Consider the following 17,874-nt stretch of genomic DNA (forward strand, 5'->3'; position numbering starts at 1 on the left):
CGACACCGCGGCGGCCGGGGTGCTACTGCTCCGGCGCCGCCTCGCCCGCCCAGAGCCCGATGTCCGGCAGGTCCACCAGCCCGCGCCGCACGATGTAGCCGTCCACCTCGGCCGCGCCCGGCTCCGGCGCGAGGTCCTGGTACTCCGTCAGCAGCAGCTCCGGCAGCCCGGGCACGGTCCACTCGCCGAGCAGCCGCAGCGCCTCGGCCTGCACGGCCGCCTCGAAGGCCGGGAAGTCGCCCGCGAGTTCGGCCGGCATCGGCAGGCCCAGCGCCGTGAGCCCGGCCAGGTTGCGGTAGCTGCGCTGCATCAGGCGGTTCTCCACCAGCAGCCGCGCCCCGTCGGTGGCCATCCCGATCGACAGCAGCACGCCCTCGGTCCAGCCCTCCTCGCCCTCGGGCTGCTCCAGCTCCGCGAGCGCGGCGAAGGCGGCGATCCGCTCGGGCTCGGCCAGCGCCCGGAAACCCTCCAGCCAGGCCCGGACCGCCGCCGGGTCGGCGGTGTCGACGCCGGCCTCGCGCAGCAGCAGGGTGTAGAGCCGGGGCCAGGTCAGCAGGTGCGGCTGGCGCAGCAGTCCGGCCAGCAGCTCGCCCTGCCACTCGGCCTCCTCGTGCAGCCGCTGCTGCCGCTTGGCGTTGAGCCGCTTCGCCGCCCGCTGGTGGTCGATCAGCAGCCGCACCGCGTCGCCGTAGGCGTGCGGCGGCTGCTCGGGCACCGGCTGGACGTACAGGTGCAGCCGCTCGTAGAGCAGCTCCTGGAGCAGCGGGGAGGTCAGCTCGGGGAAGCCGTCGTGCAGCTGGGCGTCGCCCAGTTCGAGCAGCGTCAGCACCGCCGTCACCGCCGCCTCGGGCGCCGGCGCTAGCCCCTGCTCCTCGGCCCATCGCAGCAGCTCAGCGGTGTGCGGTCGGGGTGCGAGCCGCAGGTCGTCCAGGTCCATGTCCCGATCTTCGCACCCGTCGGGCCGGGCGGTGGCGGCACGAGGGTGGGGTTAACCCCACCCCGGGTTCGCCGGGCAGCCGCCTACCGGCAGGGGTGCCCCGCCCGGCAGAGTGGTCGGCATGACGACGACCGCCGCCCCGTTCGCCTCCTTCGACGCCGCAGCCGGCCCGGACGACGCCGCCGAGCGGCGGCACGACGACGCCTTCGAGGTGCCGTACTTCTGGCGCGGTCCGTTCGCCCGGGAGACCTACCGCGAGCTCGGCTACATCCTCACCTCGCTCTTCACCGCGATCATCGGCTTCGCCTGGACCGTGCCGATGTTCGCCGTCGGTGCGGGCACCGCGATGACCTTCCTCGGCCTGCCGCTGCTCGCGCTGCTGCTGGCCGGTGCCCGCGCGCTGGGCGCCCTGGAGCGCGCCCGGGTGGCCGGGCAGCTGGGCCTGCGGCTGCGGGCGCCGCGCGCGGTGCGCCCGGCCGGGGGCGGGGCGTGGAGCGTGGTCACCCGCCAGCTGCGCGACCCGGCGGGCTGGAAGGCCGTCCTCCACCACGTGGTGATGTTCCCCTGGCACGTCTTCTGCTTCGTGCTGTCCGTCACCCTGTGGGCCGTCGGGCTCGCGATGGCGCTGCTGCCGGCCTACAACTGGGTCTTCCCGGCCTACACCAGCTGGCCCGGCCTGCGGCTGTTCACCTACTCGGTGCACGGTGTGCAGCACGACTACTACCTCTCGCACCTCTGGCAGGTGGCCGGCGTCTCGCTGGTCGGCATCCTGCTGATCTTCCTCACCGCCCGGCTGACCCACCTGCTGACCAACGTCTCGCGCGGCGCCGCCTGGCTGCTGCTGCGCGGCTGACCGGCCGACCGGCGGCCCGTTCCGCCCACCGCACACCCCCGGGTGCGCGGTGGGCGGCGGCGTGTTCAGGTGAGTCCATGCTGGTCACCTCCCGGCCGCTGGACGAGTACTGCGGCTTCTTCGGCCTGACCCGGGCGGCCCTGCGCGCGCTGCCCGGCCCGGTGCTGGACTGCCCGGGCGGTGCGGCCGGCGTGGTCGCCGAGGCCCGCGTGCTCGGCTGCCGGGTGCTGGCCGTCGACCCCGCCTACGCCGTGCCGGGCACCGAGCTGCTGGCCGGCGCCGAGGCCGCCCGGTGGACGATGGCCCGCGCGATGCCCGCCGCACCCGCCCGCTACCTCGGCCCGCGCCACCTGCCGTACGAGAAGTACCTGCGCAGCTGGGACCGGGCCCGCCGGCTCTTCGCCGCCGACCGGGCCGCCCACCCCGGCGACTACCTGGCCGCCGCGCTGCCGCGGCTGCCCTTCGCCGACGGCACCTTCGCCCTGACACTCAGCTCCTACCTGCTCTTCGCCTACCCCGAACGCTTCTCCGCGGCCGACCAGTTGGCCGCGCTGCTGGAGCTGGTGCGGGTCACCGCCCCGCAGGCCGAGGTGCTGGTCCACCCGCTGCACGACGCGCTGAGCCGGCGCAGCCCGCGGCTGCCGCTGCTGCGCGAGGAGCTCGGCCGCCGGGGCGTGCACAGCGAGCTGCGCACCGTGCGGGCCCCGGGGGACGGGCGGCGCCGCTACGTTCTCGCGCTGACCCGGCATCACCGCTACCGTGCGGTGCCATGGATGAACACCTGAGCGCATCCCGGCTCCTGGCGATACCCGGTCTGCGCAACCTGCGCGACGTCGGCGGACTCGGCGCGGTCCGTCCCGGGCTGGTCTACCGGTCCGCCTGGCTCGTCGACCTGACCGACGAGGGTGCCCGCGCACTGGCCAAGCTCGGCCTGCGCACCGTGCTGGACCTGCGCGACGCGGACGAGCTGGTCGGCCAGCCGGATCGAACGCATGATCTGAACGTCGATCTGGCCAACTTCCCGGTCCTGCCGCAGGACGGCTCCTACCACCACGGCCTGCCGCCCGAGGAGACGTACGCGCTGATCATGGACTCCGCGGGCCCGGTGTTCGTCGCCGCGCTGCGCCGGCTGCTGGAGCCGCAGGCGCTGCCCGCCCTGGTGCACTGCGCGATCGGCCGGGACCGCACCGGTCTGCTGATCGCCCTGCTGCTCGACCTGCTGGACGTGCCGCAGGAGGAGATCCTCGCCGACTACCTGCTCTCCAACGAGGGCCTGGGCGTGCTGGACGGGCCGGTTCCGTACGTGGACCCGCAGGGCGTGACCCGCTACACCAAGCCGGTGCCGGCCGAGTTGCTCACCGGTGCGCTGGAGCGGATCCGCGAGCGGCACGGCAGCGTCGAGGACTACCTGCTGGCCCATGGCTTGAAAGAGGCCGAACTCCACGGCCTGCGCGCTACCTTGCGCGAATGACGATCTCCATACCCAAGCCCGGCCGCCTGCTCGTCGCACTGGCCGCCGGGGCCGCGCTCTGCACCGCCGCCCCGGCCGCCCACGCGGACGCCACCCCGAGCGACCAGTGCTCGGCCGCCTTCGCGAACGGCGACGCCCGGCTCGGCCCCGCCCAGTTGCCCGGCACCGGGGCGGTCGGGTGGCAGCTCTTCGGCTACCAGCGCACCGGCGGTGCGAGCGAGTCGGCCTTCCTCGCCCAGTACTACGACAGCGCCGCCGGCAGCTGGCGCTACCCGCCGGACAACGGCTACCTGGTGGTCAACGGGCAGCCGCTCGAACTGACCCAGCCGCTGCTGCCCGGCCAGGACATCGACCGCTACGGCAGCGAGTACGGCAGCTTCCTGGCACCCGAGGGCTCCTCCTACGCGAGCCGGGCGATCCCGCCGTCGAGCCTGGACGGCAACCCGGCGGCGGGCTGCAACTACCACGACTACCGGGTGGTCAAGTCCTTCTCGGTGCACGGCGGTCCGATCGCCCCGTGGTTCGGCCAGCCCGGCCTCGGCTGGCAGTACCAGCTGGACGGCACGCTGATCCCCGGCGCACCGGCGAGCGTCAACGTCGGCTGGCTGGTCACCAACGGCTACCTGCAGCGGCTGGTCTGAGCGACCGCTCAGCCCGCGTAGGGCGAGCAGACCGCGAGGGTGGCCGCGACGGCCTCGCGGACCGCCCCGGCATGGGCGAGGGCCAGCGCCGGCCCGTCCTCCTGCCGGGGCGCCCGCACCCCGCGGTCGGCCAGCAGGTAGAGCACCCGCAGCGTGCGCATGGTGTTCGAGGCGTGCGCGGGGACCGGCCCCGGCTCGCCGGCCCGGAAATCGGCGGCGATCGGCGCCAGCCAGTCCACCGACTGCTGCTCGGTGAGCTCGGTGCGGGTCAGCACCAGGGCGACGGCACGGCCGAGCCGGTCGTCCTCCATCGCGTCGAAGAGGTGACCGGTCGGGGCCAGCAGCCGCTCCCGGGCCAGCTCCAGCAGCGGGGCCGGGTCGACCTGCGGGCAGCGGCCGAGTGCACCCAGCAGGTCGGCGCCGTGGGCGACCGCGTGCAGCCAGCCCAGCTCGGGGTGGTGGCCGCGCAGATCGGTCTCGGCCGGGTACCAGCGGGCGAAGGCGGCGTGCCACGCGGGCCGGTAGGCGCCGTGGTGGACCAGGACGGCCAGGATCAGCGGTGCGAAGGTGCGGGCCTGGATCTGCGGGTCGGTGAACCGGGCGGCCATCTGCTGGCCGAGCCAGTCGCGCAGCTCCGGCTCCATGAGCGGGATGCAGTAGTCGAGCAGCTCGTACGCCTGGGCGTCGCGGACCTGCGGATCCGGCGAGCGCAGCGCCGCGCTCAGCTCGGCGACCAGCTCGGGGGTCGGTTCGACGGAGTCCTGGGCGAGCAGCTTCTGCAGGTCGGTCATGTCGCGTCCGATTCTCTGGTCGGTCCGATGGGCCCGGCCGGTCCGATCGCCGGGCAGCTGGTGGCATGACGAAGCCCCCGGGCCCTCGCCATGAGGACATCCCGGGGGCTCGCCAACTTCTGCGCGTTCCCGTCCGTGGGGCTCGGCTCAGGCCGTGGGCTCCACGGAGGCGCGCCCGAGCTGGTCAGACGCGTGCGAGAGCGCAGTTGCGTGGGTACTCAACTCAGGATCACCTCCTTTCGTGTTGCTGCCACGATAGGCAGGCACCGCGCGGCGGGGCAACGGCTTTTTCGCGGCGGGAAAGCAGAAGGACCCGGTGGAGAGATCTCCACCGGGTCCTTCTGTGCTACTGAGTAGCGGGGACAGGATTTGAACCTGCGACCTCTGGGTTATGAGCCCAGCGAGCTACCGAGCTGCTCCACCCCGCGTCGGTGAACCCAACAGTACGGGAAGCTGTCCGATAATGGAAATCGCTTGTCAGACCTTGCGGAACAGCAGGTCGTGCACCACGTGCCCCTTGGCCAGACCGGCCCGCTCGAACTTGGTCACCGGGCGCCAGTCGGGCCGCGGCGCGTAGCCGGGCACGGTGCCGTCGGCCTGCCGCTCCTCGTCCGTCCAGGCGCTGCCGTCGCCCTCGGGGTGCAGGTTGACCAGCTCGGGGCGGGCGCCGAGCACGTCCAGCATCTGCTCGGCGTACGGCTCCCAGTCGGTGGCGCAGTGCACCAGCGCGCCCGGGGCCAGTCGCGGCAGCACCAGGTCGAGGAAGCCCGCCTGGACCAGGCGCCGCTTGTGGTGCTTGGGCTTGGGCCACGGGTCGGCGAAGTAGACCCGCAGCCCGGCCAGGCAGCCGTCCGGCAGCATGTCGCGCAGCAGGATGATCGCGTCGCCGGCGGCCAGCCGGACGTTCTGCGCGCCGCTCTGCTCCAGCAGGTTGAGCAGGTTGCCGTGGCCCGGGGTGTGCACGTCCGCGGCCAGGATGCCCATCGCCGGGTCGGCGGCGGCCATCGCGGCGGTGGTCTCGCCCATCCCGAAGCCGATCTCCAGGGTGACCGGCAGCTCGCCGAAGAGCTTCGTGAGGTCGAGCGGGCTGCCGTCGATCGCCAGGCCCCAGTCGTCCCAGTTGCGGTCCAGCGCACCGGCCTGGGCCGGGGTCATCCGGCCGCGGCGCGGCTGGAAGCTGCGGATCCGCCGCTCGCTGTGCTGTTCCTCGGTGGCCCGGTGCGGATACATCGGGGCCGGGTAGCCGGCGGGGGCCGCCGACAGGCGGGCGGAGGGCCGGGCGGCGGGTGCCTGGGCGGCGGGCTGGGGAGTGGAGGCAGTCGCAGTCACAATGCCGACGAGTCTACGAGACGTCCCCGAGCGGACCCCAGGGCGCTTGGGCCGCCCGCCCGGTCCTGACGGCACCGCCCGGCACCGCCCGGCACCGCCCGGCGCCACCCGGCCGCTCGGCGCCCGTCGGCGCTAGGCCGGTGCCGTCAGGACCAGGCGGGCGCGCTCGGTCAACTCGCGCACCCGGCGCTCGCCCTGGAACGGCTCCAGGTGGCGGATCATCTCCAGCACGTACTCCCGGCTGCGCTGGGAGGAGATCCGGCCCGCCACCTCCACCGCGCGCTCGCCGGCCTCCACAGCGGCGTCCAGGTTGCCGGCCTCGGCCTCGGCCATCGCGGAGACGACCAGGCGAAGGCCGTGCGAGCGGACGAAGCCCTCGGTCGGGCGGGCCAGCGCCTCCCGGGTGAACTGGCGGACCTTGGCGGGCACGCCGAGGTCGCGGAAGCACTCGGCGGCGTCGGCGGCCAGCCGGTCGTAGGCGTAGAAGTCGATCCACGCCGGATCGGGATCCCCGGCGCGCGCACGTTCGAGAGCGCTCTCGGCTGCCGTGAGCGCCGCCGAGCACGCCGCCGCGTTGGCCGCGCGGGCCTGGGCACGGGCCTCCACCAGGTGGAAGAAGCTCATCGTCCGGGCGGTGGCCAGGCCCCGGTTGCGCTCCAGCGCGGCCTGCGCGAGGTCGACCGCCTCCTCGGCGAAGCCGCGGTAGCAGGCCTGCAGGCTCATCGAGGCGAGCACGTAGCCGCCGAGCGGCACGTCGGCGGCGGCCCGGGCCAGCCGCAGCGCCTGGATGTAGTAGCGCTGGGCCGCCTCGTGCTGACCGGTGTCGAACGCCATCCAGCCCGCCAGCCTGGTGAGTTCGGCGGTCGCGCCGAACAGCGCGCGGCCCACCGCGTCGCTGTAGGAGGCGAGCAGCAGCGGGGCGGCCTCCACCCGCAGGCACTCCGGGACCATGGACGAACGCCAGTCGCCGCCGCCGTACTTGGAGTCCCAGCGGCGGGCCTCCTGGGCGGCCTCGCGCAGCTTGGCGGCGTCCGACTGGCCGACCCGGTAGGTGGTGCGGTCGGCCGTGCGGTCGGTGCGGGGCCCGGGCACCTTCTCGGCGGCCTGGGCCTGGGCCGGGGCCGGTCGCCCGCCGGCCGCGCCGGCCTCGCACGCCGGCCCGCTCTCCGCCTCCCGCTCCGCGCCCCGCTCGGCGGTGCCGCTCTCCACGCCGCGCGCCACCGAGCCGTCCGCCGGGGTGATCAGCCAGCGCGAGACGGGGGTCGCGTACGCCGCGACCGAGAAGGTGCCGGCCAGCCCCTCGCTCCACCGCCCGCCGCCGGGGCCGCGCCGCAGCTCCAGGTCGACCCGCCACAGGTCGGTGGCCGAGCGCACCGCCTCCGACACCTCGCGGGGGAATGCCAGGCCGAGTTCGGGGGTCGGGTCGGTGTCGCCGAGCCCGATCTCCTCCAGCGGCACCGGGCGGCCCAGCTTGCCGCCGATCGCGGTGGCGATCAGGTGCGGGACGGGACCCTGCGGGACCATCCCCTTGGTCACCCAGCGGGCCACCGAGGTCTTGTCGTAGCGCAGCGTCAGGCCGCGCTGGGCGCCGAGGTCGTTGACCCGCCGGGCCAGGCCGGCATTGCTGATCTGGGCCTGGGTCAGCAGGGAGCCGAGGCGCTCGTTCGGTCCCCGTGGACTGATGCTCATGCGACGGCACCCCCCTTGTCGGTGTTCGCCGGTGGGTCTTTCGCGCGCGGCGTCCGGGCGCGGCCCGGGGGCCAGGGCCTGCCCTGACCGGCCGGCGTTGGTACCTAGCGTAGTCGGCCGGGTTCCCAGGGTTAAGGGGCGGCATTCCGGTTGGCCCGATCGCTACCTGCGCCAGGCGTGGCGGGCCAAGGGCGGTGGCCGTCCGGGTGGCTGGTTCGGCGCGGGTGGGCGCCGGGTTGACGGGGGCCGGCCGGGTCCGGCGGTCGCCCGGACGATCTCCCGGTGGCCGGTGGGTCAGGGGGAGCGTCGTGCTCCGGTCGCGTGTTGACGTGCGCCCACCTGTGCCCCCTGGTTGCCGGCCTCGCGCGGCAGTTCGCTAGGGGCTGTGGGTCGGCCCGCCGTCGAGGACCCGGCGGGCCGGGGGATGCCGCCGCCTCAGTTCCCCGCGGGTGGTGGCCGAGGTCCGGGAGGGCATGCGGATGCCCTCCCGGGCTTGAGTCACTTTTTGGCCATGTGGGCATGGCCATGCCGTCATCAGGCAAGTGACGGGGACGGTCTGAGGGCAGGCCGTGAGGCAGTGGTGGCCCGTGGTGACTGGGTGGCCGGTGCGCCTGGGGGTCCGGGTGCGTCGGCCGGTGCGCCGACGAGGGCGCGGGTGGGCGTGCGCGCCGGGCGGTCCGGTGAGCGGCCCGCGTACACCCGGGTCCCGGCCCGCCGGGCCGGCGGGCGCCGCGAATCGGACGCGTGGCGCCCGTCGGACCAGACCCCAGAGCTCGGACGGCGAGCGCCGGGTGGATCCCGGCCGGTGCCGTCCGCGCCGCGCGGCCCGGGCCATGGAGGGGGAGGCCCGGCCCGCGCGGCACCCAACTCCCCGCTGCGGCAACGCCCGCCGGTCCGCCGCCGACCGCCCGCCCGCACGCGGCTGGGCCCGCCCGCGCACGAGCCACCCCCGCACCCCACCCCGCGCCGGCCCGCTCCGGCCCCGCCGCCACCCCTCCCGCGCCCGTCGCCGCCGCCCGAATTCACCCGCCTGTCACCCAATTCGCCCGTCCCTCCCCAGAATCACCCGACCTCACCCCCGTCCCCCCGACCCGCCCGCAGTGGCACCATGGCCCAAAGGCTCGCGGACGGCGGCCCCACACCCCCGTGCACCCCGTCGCGCGCCCAGGGACGGGCCACACCCGGTGGAGGCGCGATGCGGTGGTTGACGGGCTGGAGCGGCAGCGTGTCCCACGCCAGGCCGCCGGCCGGCCGGCTGCCCGTGCCGCGCCGGGAGCCGAGCACCGCGGCCGCCCCCGTCCTGGTCCAGGAGGCGCTGGCGGCGCTGGCCGCCGTGCGCCCGCTGGCGGCCACCCCGCTGTGGACCGGACCCGACCCGCTCTGGGCGGTCGGCGACTGGCGCCCGGAGGAGATCCGCCAGGTCGTCGTCCACCCCGGCCGTGCCCGCCCCACCGTCACCACCGGGCCGCACGCGACCGATCTCGGCCAGGACACCGAGGGCGTCACCCGCCTGCTGGTGCTCGGCCACTGCGGCGCCGCGGACGAGGAGCTCGCCGCGGGCCTGGCCGTCGCCCGCGGCGGCGCGGTGCGGCACCTGACCAACTGGCCCGGCAGCTACACCGTGGTGCTGCGGATCGGCACCCGCAGCACCCTGCTGCTCACCGACCTGGCCGGGCTGCGGCCGGTCTTCCACACCCCGTGGTGCGGCGGCACCGCCTACGCCACCGCCGCCCTGCCGCTCGCCGACCTGGTCGGCGCGCCGGTCGACACCGGCCACCTGGCGGCGACCCTCGCCTGCCCGGAGTCCCCGGAGGCGGTCGGCAACGGCACGCCGTACCAGGGCGTGCGACGGGTCCCGCCGGGCCACACCCTGGCGATCCGCAGCGGGCGGCCCCACCTGACGCGGTACGACGACGGAGGTGCCACCGACAGCGCGGCGCCGGGCGGCACCGGCGAGGCGGCCGCGGTACGGGAGTTGACCCGCAGCCTGCTGGAGGCTGTCCGGTTCCGGATCCGCAGCGCGCCCAGCGTCCCCGGCCCCGGGCCGCGGCGGCCCCGGATCGGCGCCGACCTCTCCTACGGCACGGCCTCCACCGCGCTGGCCGTGCTCGCCGCGGCCGTCCCGATCGGTCCGGGCCCGGCCGCCGCGGCGCCCTCGCTGCCGGACGTCGACGCGGTGGTGGACGCGGACGGGCCGCCCGCCGCTTCGCACCGGCGCACCGGCGCCACCAAGGGCTCGTGGGCCCGCCCCGCGCCGTCGGCCGAGCCCCCGGTGGGCGCCGCGGAGCCCGAGCAGCTCGCCGCCGTCACCGTCTGCGAGCCCTCCCGCACCGCCCCCGAGGCGCCGCGCGAGGTGGGCCGCCCCCGGCTGCGGCACACCGTGCTGGACGCCGGCCCCGACACCCTCCCCTACGCCGACCTGGCCGCCGACCCGTCGGCCGGAGCCCTGGCCGACCCGCTGGCCGCCGCCCTGGCCGGGCCGCTCACCGACGAGCCGGGCCGGGCCCTGGTGATCGCGCACGGCACCGCCGCCCGGCTCAGCGCGGGCGGCGCCGACCACCTCACCGGGCACGGCGCCCGCCAGGTGCTGGACGGGCACCCGGCCCGGCTCGCCGACCTGATCCGGCACGGGCGCCCGCGCGAACTGCTGCCCCCGGTCGCGGTGTTGGCCGGAGTGGACCGCGCGTTGGCGGGCACCCTGACCGGCGCCCTGCGCACCCCGGTCACCGTGCTGCGCGCGGCCCGCCGGCTGGCCCGGGGCGGCTACGCCGAGGCGCTGGAGGACGCGGCTGTGCAGCTCACGGCCCGCCGTGGCCCGATCAGGCCGAGTTCGCGGCCCGGCGCACGGTTCACCGCGGGTGCCTCCTCGGTGGCCGACCTGACCTGGTGCGTGCCCGGACCGGCCGCGCGCTGGCTCTCCGACGACGCACTCTCCGAGGTCGCCCTGCGCCTGCGCCTGGCGGCCCGCGGCCCCGTACCCGAGGAGCCGCCGGGCCTGCGGCGCGCCACCCTGGCGCTGCATCACCACGCACGCGGCTACCGGACCTTGGTGCACGCCGCCGAGCAGCACGGCCAGCGGCTGCACGCGCCGTTCTTCGACAACCGGGTGATCCGCGCGGCCCGCCTGCTCCCCGCCGACCTGCGGCTGCAGCCCGGCGCCCGGCACGCCCTGCTGCGCGCGGTGCTGGCCGGCGCGGGCCGCGCCGACCTGCCCGTGGACTGGGGCCGCGCCCCGCGCCCCGACCGGGCCGAAGCCGCCCGCGCGGGCCTGCGCCGGGCCGCCGACCCGCTGGCCGAGCTGTTCCGCGAACCGCTGCTCGCCGAGGCCGGGTTGATCGACCTGCCCGCCGTCCGCAGTGCCCTGCGCCAGGCCGCCGACCCGTATGCGGACCTGCCGCCCGGCGCCCTGGACGGCCTGGCCGACCTGGTCGCCGTCGAGCTGTGGCTGCGCCGCTTCGAGGCCCGCAGCCACGGCTCCTGCTGGACCGGCCTGCCCCTGCCGCAGCGCCGTGCCCTGGCGGTCGCGCAGTTCCCGTGAGGCGGACACCCGTCGCTGCTGCCCGGCCTCTCCCAGCTCCAGAACCGCGACGACGGTGCGCTGCGGCGCGCTCCTGTCGCCGCGGGCGGACGAGAAGCCGGCCTGGGCCCGGATGACCGCGTTGATCGAGGAGCGGCTGCGCGCCGCCGGCATCGACCTCCCGTAGCGGCTGCCCGGCGCCGGGCGCCACCCGTCCGCCCGCGGCGACAGGAGCGCGCCGTTCCGCCTGCCGGGATCTGGCGCCGGGTCGGCGGATCATGGGCTCGACGCTCACCTCAGGAGGCCCCCGTGACCACTGCCGACGGCCGCGCCGCCCAGGTGCTCCCGATCGCCGGCACGCCGCCCGGCCCGCCGCAGCCGCCCGGCATCCTGGCCGCCTGCGACGGCTCGGACGGCGCGCTCTGGGCGCTGGACCGCGCGATGTCCGAGGCGGAGCGCTACGAGCTGCCGCTCTACCTGCTCGGCGTGGTCGACCCGGCCCCCGGCGGCTACCCGCCGGGCATGGCCGAGCTGGTGCAGGAGAGCATCGAGCGGCTCAGCGGCAGCATGGCTGACGGTCTGCGCCGCGCGCTGCGCACGGTCGAGCAGGCCCGCAGCCGACCGTTCGAGGGGCCGGTGTCGCTGCACGTGGTGCTGGGCCGGGTGGTGGAGGTGCTGCTGGCCGCCAGTGTCGGCCAGCACACCCTGGTGGTCGGCGCCCGGGGCAACGGCGGCTTCACCCGCCTGCTGCTCGGCTCGGTCAGCACCGCCGCCGTGCACCACGCGGCCTGCCCCGTCCTCGTGGTCCCGGCCCCGCCGGCCCGCCGCTGAAGACCCTGCTGCTGGAGACCCCGCCACCGAGCGCAGGCGTCACTTCCAGGTGGCGACGGCCGTGTTCGACTTTCCCTGGGTCATGGCGACGGACGTCGGGTCGCCCGTCCCCTGGTGGGCGAGGAAGATGACGCACTCGCTGACGCTCTCCCCCTTTGCCGTCTTGTCCAGGCTGTCGGTGCTGCTGGGGCACTTGGCGAAGCTCTGCGTCTTCGGGTGGAGCGGGTCGCTGAAGTCGAGTGACGGCAGCAGGCTCAGCATCGTCAGGTGCGTGCTCCCGTCGGCCGCGTCGAGCGACACATCGGGCTGGACCGAGCCGTCACTGGTCTTGGTGAGCGAGTAGTGCACGTAGTAAGGCGTGTCGCCGGCGTAGTCCGACGGATGGCTGAGCGCGCTGAGGTCGGAGTTGTCGCCCTTCTCGACGCGCATGACGGTCACCCCGTACGACCGGCCGGACTTGGCGGAGAAGGTGGCCATCTCGCCGTACTTGAGCTGCTTGCCCGAGTCGCTGGAGCAGCCGGCCACGACGAGTGTGCAGAGGACGGCGGCGCAGGCCGCTTTGCGTTTCATCTGAGTATTCCCCGTCTGGGGCCGGCCTTCCCGGTCCCAGACATGTACACGCGATTTCACGCCGGACGGTTCGCTTCGCTGACGGCAAGTCAGGTGGCCTTCGCTGCAGGCGCGCGGGGCGGCTCGGCCGGGCCGAAGGTGTCGGTGAGCGCGGCGTGCAGCGCCCCGAGGTCGACGCCGACCCCGTCGCCTGCCGGCTCGGTCGGCCCGCACCAGGCCACGTGCCCGTCCGGGCGTATCAGCAGCACCCGGGGCAGCACGCAGCGCCCGAGGCCGGGCACCGCCACCGTCGGCTCGGCGCGCCTCGCGGTGACCAGGTCGACCCGCCCGGCCCAGCCGCTCAGCACCGCGGCCGTCCCGGCGTGACCGGCGAGATCCAGCAGCACCCCTCGGCCACCGTGCAGCAGTTCGAAGACACGGCTCCGCCCGCCCGAGCCCGAGTCCGAGCCCGAGCCCGAGTCCGTCGTCAGGTCGAAATCGGGCACCCGACGCCCGGTCAGCGGGTGGCCGTCACCGAGCGGGTAGCGGATGTCGAGCGCGCTGACCATGCCGGCCAGGTGCTGCGGGCCGGCCGTGTCCTGGGCCATCAGCGTCTCGAACATCTCCCGCAGCGCGCTGGTGTGGGTGTCGGGCCGGCCCAGCGCCGTCTGCGCCCGGGTGTTGGCGAGCACGCGGGCCGCGACCGGGTGCCGCTCGGCCTGGTAGCTGTCCAACAGGTGGGCGGGAGCCTGGCCACGGGCGACCAGGGCGAGCTTCCAGCCGAGGTTGACCGCGTCCTGGATGCCGAGGTTCATGCCCTGGCCGCCCGCGGGGAAGTGGATGTGCGCGGCGTCGCCGGCCAGCAGCACCCGGCCCTGCCGGTACCGATCTGCCTGGCGTGTGCTGTCGTTGAACCGGGAGACCCACCGCGGGCTGTGCATCCCGAAGTCGGTGCCGCCGATCCGGATCAGTGTCGCCCGCAAGTCCTCGACGTCGACCGGGGTGTCGCGTGCGACATCGGCGTCGTACTCGGTGGTCGTCACCCGCCACCAGTTCTCCCCGAAGGCGAAGACGCTGAGCCGCCCGTTCGGGCGCCGCTCTTCGACGATCGGCGCGGCCGGCGGATCGGTGAGCTCGACATCGCCGAGGATCGAGCTGAGGGTGGGCTCCGTGCCGGGGAACCCGATCCCGAGCAGTTTGCGCACGGTGCTGCGCCCGCCGTCGCAGCCCACCAGGTAGTCCACGACCAGCTCTTCACCGTCGCCCGAGTCGCCGCCCAGCTCCACGGTGACCCCGTGCTCGCCCTGCCGGATGCCGGTCACCCCAGCCGACCAGCGCACCTGGGTGCCGAGCTTGGCCAGGTGCTCCTCCAGCAGCACCTCCACGTCCGACTGCGGGATGCGCAGCATGTGGGGGTAGCGGGTGGCGAGCCCGCTGAAATCCAGCTCCAGGCCGGAGAAGTGCCCGATCTGCATCGGTACGCCGCCCGTGAGGAAGCCGTCCAGCAGCCCGCGCTGGTCCATCACCTCCATCGTGCGGGCGTGCATGCCCCCGGCCCTGGACTGCCCGCTGCGGCCCGGCAGCCTGTCCACCAGCACCACGTCAATGCCTGCCAGCCGCAGCTCGCAGGCGAGCATCAGCCCGGTCGGCCCCGCGCCCGCGATCATCACTGTTGCCATGATGAGCCCTCCCTTGCTCTCCTGAACCACGCTCTCCCGAACAACGTTCAACTGACCCTAACTCTGTTCGATTGAACTTGGCCAGCGTTAAACTGAAGTCGTGTCAGAAAAGTCGAAGGCGGCGCCGAAGAGCGCCCCCGCCGTGAAGATCACCGCAGCGAAGATCACCGCCGAGGCCATCGCCCGCGCCGCGCTGGAGCAGCTCAACGAGTCCGGGCTGGACGGGCTGACCATGCGCCAGGTGGCCCAGCGCCTCGGTGTCCAGGTCGCCACCCTCTACTGGCACCTGAAGAACAAGCGCCAACTCCTCGACGCCATGGCCACCGTGATGATGGCCGACGCCTCCGAGGGCCTCGAAGGCCCTCGGCGCGAGGAGAGCTGGGCCGACTGGGCGGCCGACTGGGCGCGGCGGCTGCGCGTCACGATGCTGCGCTACCGCGACGGCGGCCGGGTCTTCGCCGGCACCGCCACCGCCGGAGCGGACCAGTACCGCGGCACGGAGCTGATGCTGCGCACCCTGCAGGACGGCGGCTTCGCCGTGCGGGACGCGGCCCGCAGCTTCCCGGTGATCCTGCACTTCACGGTCGGCTTCACCATCGAGGAGCAGGCCCGCACGGGCGCCGACTACGCCGACGAGGACAACCCCTACCGCGCCAACCGCATCTTCCGGGACCTCGACGCCACCCGGTTCCCGCTCTCCGCCGAGGCGCACCGCGACCTCTTCGAGGAGGACACCGACGCCGGCTTCGAGCACGGCCTGCGCATCGTCATCGCCGGTATGAGCGCGCTGCACCTGGGACAGTAGCCGGGCAGCGGCCGGTCAGTGACCGGGGCGGTGAACCCGTGGGGCGCCGATCCGCGTCCTGCCGAGCGGTGACGAAACCATGGGACGGAACCTCGAGGGGGACGGCATGACGGCGGACGTGGACGCGCTCACCGAGCAGGCGGGGCTGGGCGGCTTACGGCGGACGTTCCGCCCGGCGCGCCCGCGGCTCTGGAGCGAGCGGACGAACGGTGAGCGCGTGCTCGTCGTGTTCGCGGTGGTCGCCGCCTTCGGCGTCCTGGGCACGATCCTCTTCATGATCATCTCTGCGGTCCCGCTGTTCGGCCTGTTCATGACCGTGACCGCGGGCGGCCTCTTCGCAGCGAGCTCCATCCGGTACACGCTCCAGCAGCGGGCCGACAAGGGGCGTGAGATCCGCATCCACGACAGCGGAGTGGCCGTGGTCGGCACCGGCGGCGCGACCGTCGACGCCTACCGCTGGGAGTCCATGTCCGTCCTGCAGGACATCACCGAGTACCACCGCAGCGGCGCGCACATGCGCACCACCCACGTCTACACGTTCGCCGGGCCGGGCGTCGGGAGCAGCCGGGTCAAGGGCGGTACGGTCGGCGCCTTCGAGAATCCGGGGACCTGGGGCGGGGAGATCCAGCAGCAGGTGACCGCGGCGCAGCTGCCGCTCGCCCTGGCCGCCGTGCAGGCCGGGCAGACTCTGCAGTTCGGCCCCTACACGGTGAGCGCCGAGCGCCTGACCGCGGGTTCGAAGGCGGTCGGCTGGTCGGAGGTCCAGGCGATCAGCACCGAGAAGGGCCACCTCACGGTGAAGCGGCAGGGCCGCTGGCTGAACATGACCGCCACGCCGGTCCGCCGGATCCCCAACTTCTTCGTCTTCCGCACCCTGGCCGACCGGCTGGTGGAGTCCGCGGCCGGTCGGCCAGGCTGAGTCCCGGTCACCGGGCGGCGACTGCCAGGGCGCCCTGCTCCGCCTCGATCCGCTCCAGCGCGGCGCGCAGCACGAGGTTGAACTCCAGGGGCAGCTCCTGGTGCGGCAGGTGCCCCGCGCCCTCGATGGCCTGCACGCTGCCGAGCGGTGCCAGCGCGGCCAGGTTCTCGGAGACGGCGAGCGGGATCTCGCTGTCCAGCACGCCGTGCACGAAGACGGCGGGGACGGCGAGGCGGGGCAGGTCCTCCCGCGGGTCGTAGGCGGCGGCCTCCAGCAGCAGCGCGTCGATGAAGACGCCGGAGTCCAGGGTCTGCCGCACCGTCCAGTCGATCAGCGCCGGGCCCGCCACCGGGCCGAACCAGCTGGGGACCCAGCCGGCCAGGGTGCCCGCGCGGTCGGTGACCAGGTTGCCGATCAGCTGGTCGAGCAGCTCGGTCATGCCCTGGCCCGGCCAGTAGCCGGGGCCGTTGACCGAGACCGCGCCGCGCACCAGCTCGGGCGCGGCGAGCGCGGCCTCCAGGGCGAAGGTGGCGCCCATCGAGCTGCCCACCACGACCGGGCGGTCCAGGCCCAGCTCGGTGATCAGGGCGAGGATGTCGGCGACATTGTCCGCGATGGTGTTGCCGGTCGCCGGGTGGTCCGAGCGCCCGGCGCCGCGCCAGTCGACGGTGATCACCTCGTGGTCGGCGGCCAGGTCGGCGACCTGCGCGCCCCAGACCCGGCCGCTGGTGCCGAACCCGTGCAGGAACACGATCGGGTCGCCGGTGCCGGTCCGCTCGTAGAAGAGCTCGATCCCGTTGACCTTGGCGTACGACATGGTGGTCACTCCCTCTGGTGGTTCTCCCTGCTGACAGGTCCCATTTCAGTGCAGGAGGCGCCGCCGACCAATGAGCGCTCAGCTCTTAGACTCATCATCAAACGTGATGAATGGGGGGCGTGATGGAACTCCGGCAGGTGCGCTACTTCCTCGCGGTGGCGCAGGAACTCCACTTCGGTCGGGCCGCCGAGCGGCTGCACATCGTCCAGCCCACCGTCAGCCAGCAGATCCGGCGGCTGGAACGGGAGCTGGGCGTCGACCTCTTCGACCGTACGACACGGACGGTCGCCCTGACAGCAGCGGGAAGTGTCTTCGTGGCCAAGGCCCAGGCGATCCTGGACGCCGAGCGGGCCGCGCTGGCGGCGATGGCCGAGCTGCGCGCCGAGCAGTCCTCGGTGCTGCGGCTCGGCACCAACGTGGGGCTCGGCGGCCGGCTGGAGCGGATCCTCACGGAGCTGGAAGCGCTGGCGCCCGGCGTGAACCTGGAGCTGGTCAGCGCGGCACCGGGCGAGCGGCTCCAGCAGGTGCGCGACGGACGGCTCGACGCGGCCCTCGTCCGCGGGATCACCCACAGCCCGGGCCTGGAGCTGATCCCGCTCTGGCAGGACGAGTTGGTGGCGGCGTTCCCGGCGAGCCATCCGGCGGCGGCCCGGGAGAGCGTGGAGCTGGCCGAACTCGCCGAACTGGCGCTGCGGATCGCCCCGCGCGAGGCCAATCCGCACCTGGTCGACCTGGTGACGGACGCCTGCCGGGCGGCGGGCTTCGAGCCACTGATGGGCCCGGCCTTCACCACCGACCAGGACACCCTGGCGGCGATCGGTGCGGGGCGGGCCCAGTGGACGGTCTTCTACGCGGCCAAGGCGGCCGTGCTGCCGACCACCCGCGTGGCGTTCCGCCCGTTCGCGGGCGGGGCGTTGCGGCTGCAGAGCTACCTCGTCGTCCACCCGGCGAGCACCGACCGCAACGTCAGCCTGCTGCTGGACGCCTGCCGCAATTCGCTTGACGGGTGAGGAGCTGCGGGGGAGCGTGAACGAACCAGACCGAGG

General features: G+C 74.7%; 16 protein-coding genes and 1 tRNA gene. 9 read left to right on the top strand and 8 right to left on the bottom strand.

The genetic code is table 11. The annotated features are described in order from the left end of the window. Positions 1–22: 22 nt before the first annotated feature. Positions 23–937, bottom strand: a complete 915-nt coding sequence (locus OG294_RS22055; protein WP_327068248.1) for a hypothetical protein — start codon at positions 935–937, stop codon at positions 23–25. A 121-nt stretch (positions 938–1,058) separates the two neighbouring features. Between OG294_RS22055 and OG294_RS22060 the strand changes: the two genes are divergently transcribed. The 4 genes from OG294_RS22060 (at position 1,059) to OG294_RS22075 (ending at position 3,902) form a co-directional block, all read left to right on the top strand. Continuing rightward, entirely contained in the window at positions 1,059–1,790 is a 732-nt protein-coding gene (locus OG294_RS22060) for a sensor domain-containing protein (RefSeq protein WP_327068249.1), read from the top strand. Positions 1,791–1,867: 77 nt separating this feature from the next. Next, positions 1,868–2,575 carry a hypothetical protein gene (locus OG294_RS22065; protein WP_327068250.1) on the top strand — a complete coding sequence of 236 codons (708 nt, stop codon included), beginning with the start codon at positions 1,868–1,870 and terminating at the stop codon, positions 2,573–2,575. After that, on the top strand, positions 2,560–3,261 hold the full coding sequence (locus OG294_RS22070) for a tyrosine-protein phosphatase (RefSeq protein WP_327068251.1): 702 nt from the start codon (positions 2,560–2,562) through the stop codon (positions 3,259–3,261). The genes OG294_RS22065 and OG294_RS22070 overlap by 16 nt, the downstream gene beginning before the upstream one ends. Then, entirely contained in the window at positions 3,258–3,902 is a 645-nt protein-coding gene (locus tag OG294_RS22075; protein ID WP_327068252.1) for a TNT domain-containing protein, read from the top strand. The genes OG294_RS22070 and OG294_RS22075 overlap by 4 nt, the downstream gene beginning before the upstream one ends. 8 nt (positions 3,903–3,910) lie before the next feature. On the opposite strand, the gene OG294_RS22080 is transcribed toward OG294_RS22075, so the two are convergent. The 4 genes from OG294_RS22080 to OG294_RS22095 all read right to left on the bottom strand — a co-directional run bounded on the left by OG294_RS22080 (position 3,911) and on the right by OG294_RS22095 (position 7,711). Beyond that, a complete protein-coding gene (locus tag OG294_RS22080; RefSeq protein ID WP_327068253.1) occupies positions 3,911–4,693 on the bottom strand; it encodes a DUF2785 domain-containing protein in 783 nt (260 codons plus the stop codon). Between the two features lie 354 nt (positions 4,694–5,047). Further along, positions 5,048–5,121: transfer RNA gene (locus tag OG294_RS22085), tRNA-Met, on the bottom strand. A gap of 49 nt (positions 5,122–5,170) precedes the next feature. Then, entirely contained in the window at positions 5,171–6,022 is an 852-nt protein-coding gene (gene trmB, locus OG294_RS22090) for a tRNA (guanosine(46)-N7)-methyltransferase TrmB (RefSeq protein ID WP_327068254.1), read from the bottom strand. A 132-nt stretch (positions 6,023–6,154) separates the two neighbouring features. After that, the gene (locus tag OG294_RS22095; protein ID WP_327068255.1) at positions 6,155–7,711 is read right to left on the bottom strand and encodes an MFS transporter; all 1,557 of its coding nucleotides are present in this window, start codon (positions 7,709–7,711) and stop codon (positions 6,155–6,157) included. 1,225 nt (positions 7,712–8,936) lie between these two features. Here OG294_RS22095 and OG294_RS22100 point away from each other — a divergent pair. Together OG294_RS22100 and OG294_RS22105 are read left to right on the top strand one after the other, a co-directional pair. After that, positions 8,937–11,249, top strand: coding sequence for an asparagine synthase-related protein (locus OG294_RS22100; protein WP_327068256.1), 2,313 nt, complete (start codon positions 8,937–8,939; stop codon positions 11,247–11,249). A gap of 288 nt (positions 11,250–11,537) precedes the next feature. Next, positions 11,538–12,059, top strand: coding sequence for a universal stress protein (locus OG294_RS22105; protein WP_327068257.1), 522 nt, complete (start codon positions 11,538–11,540; stop codon positions 12,057–12,059). A gap of 39 nt (positions 12,060–12,098) precedes the next feature. Here OG294_RS22105 and OG294_RS22110 read toward each other — a convergent pair whose 3' ends face one another. Together OG294_RS22110 and OG294_RS22115 are read right to left on the bottom strand one after the other, a co-directional pair. Next, complete coding sequence (locus tag OG294_RS22110) at positions 12,099–12,629, bottom strand: hypothetical protein (RefSeq protein ID WP_327068258.1); 531 nt, start codon at positions 12,627–12,629, stop codon at positions 12,099–12,101. A gap of 89 nt (positions 12,630–12,718) precedes the next feature. Beyond that, positions 12,719–14,287 (bottom strand): FAD-dependent monooxygenase, encoded by a 1,569-nt coding sequence (locus OG294_RS22115; protein ID WP_327068259.1) that lies wholly within the window; start codon positions 14,285–14,287, stop codon positions 12,719–12,721. A gap of 100 nt (positions 14,288–14,387) precedes the next feature. On the opposite strand from OG294_RS22115, the gene OG294_RS22120 reads away from it, so the two are divergent. Both OG294_RS22120 and OG294_RS22125 read left to right on the top strand, forming a co-directional pair. After that, positions 14,388–15,092: a TetR/AcrR family transcriptional regulator C-terminal domain-containing protein gene (locus tag OG294_RS22120; protein ID WP_327068260.1), complete on the top strand. Its 705-nt coding sequence runs from the start codon at positions 14,388–14,390 to the stop codon at positions 15,090–15,092. 79 nt (positions 15,093–15,171) lie between these two features. Next, a complete protein-coding gene (locus OG294_RS22125; protein ID WP_327068261.1) occupies positions 15,172–16,011 on the top strand; it encodes a DUF6585 family protein in 840 nt (279 codons plus the stop codon). A 7-nt stretch (positions 16,012–16,018) separates the two neighbouring features. On the opposite strand, the gene OG294_RS22130 is transcribed toward OG294_RS22125, so the two are convergent. Continuing rightward, a complete protein-coding gene (locus tag OG294_RS22130; RefSeq protein ID WP_327068262.1) occupies positions 16,019–16,828 on the bottom strand; it encodes an alpha/beta fold hydrolase in 810 nt (269 codons plus the stop codon). 122 nt (positions 16,829–16,950) lie between these two features. On the opposite strand from OG294_RS22130, the gene OG294_RS22135 reads away from it, so the two are divergent. Next, on the top strand, positions 16,951–17,838 hold the full coding sequence (locus tag OG294_RS22135; protein ID WP_327068263.1) for a LysR substrate-binding domain-containing protein: 888 nt from the start codon (positions 16,951–16,953) through the stop codon (positions 17,836–17,838). Positions 17,839–17,874 lie beyond the last annotated feature (36 nt).

This window comes from Kitasatospora sp. NBC_01302 (assembly GCF_035976515.1).
GTDB lineage: Bacteria > Actinomycetota > Actinomycetes > Streptomycetales > Streptomycetaceae > Kitasatospora.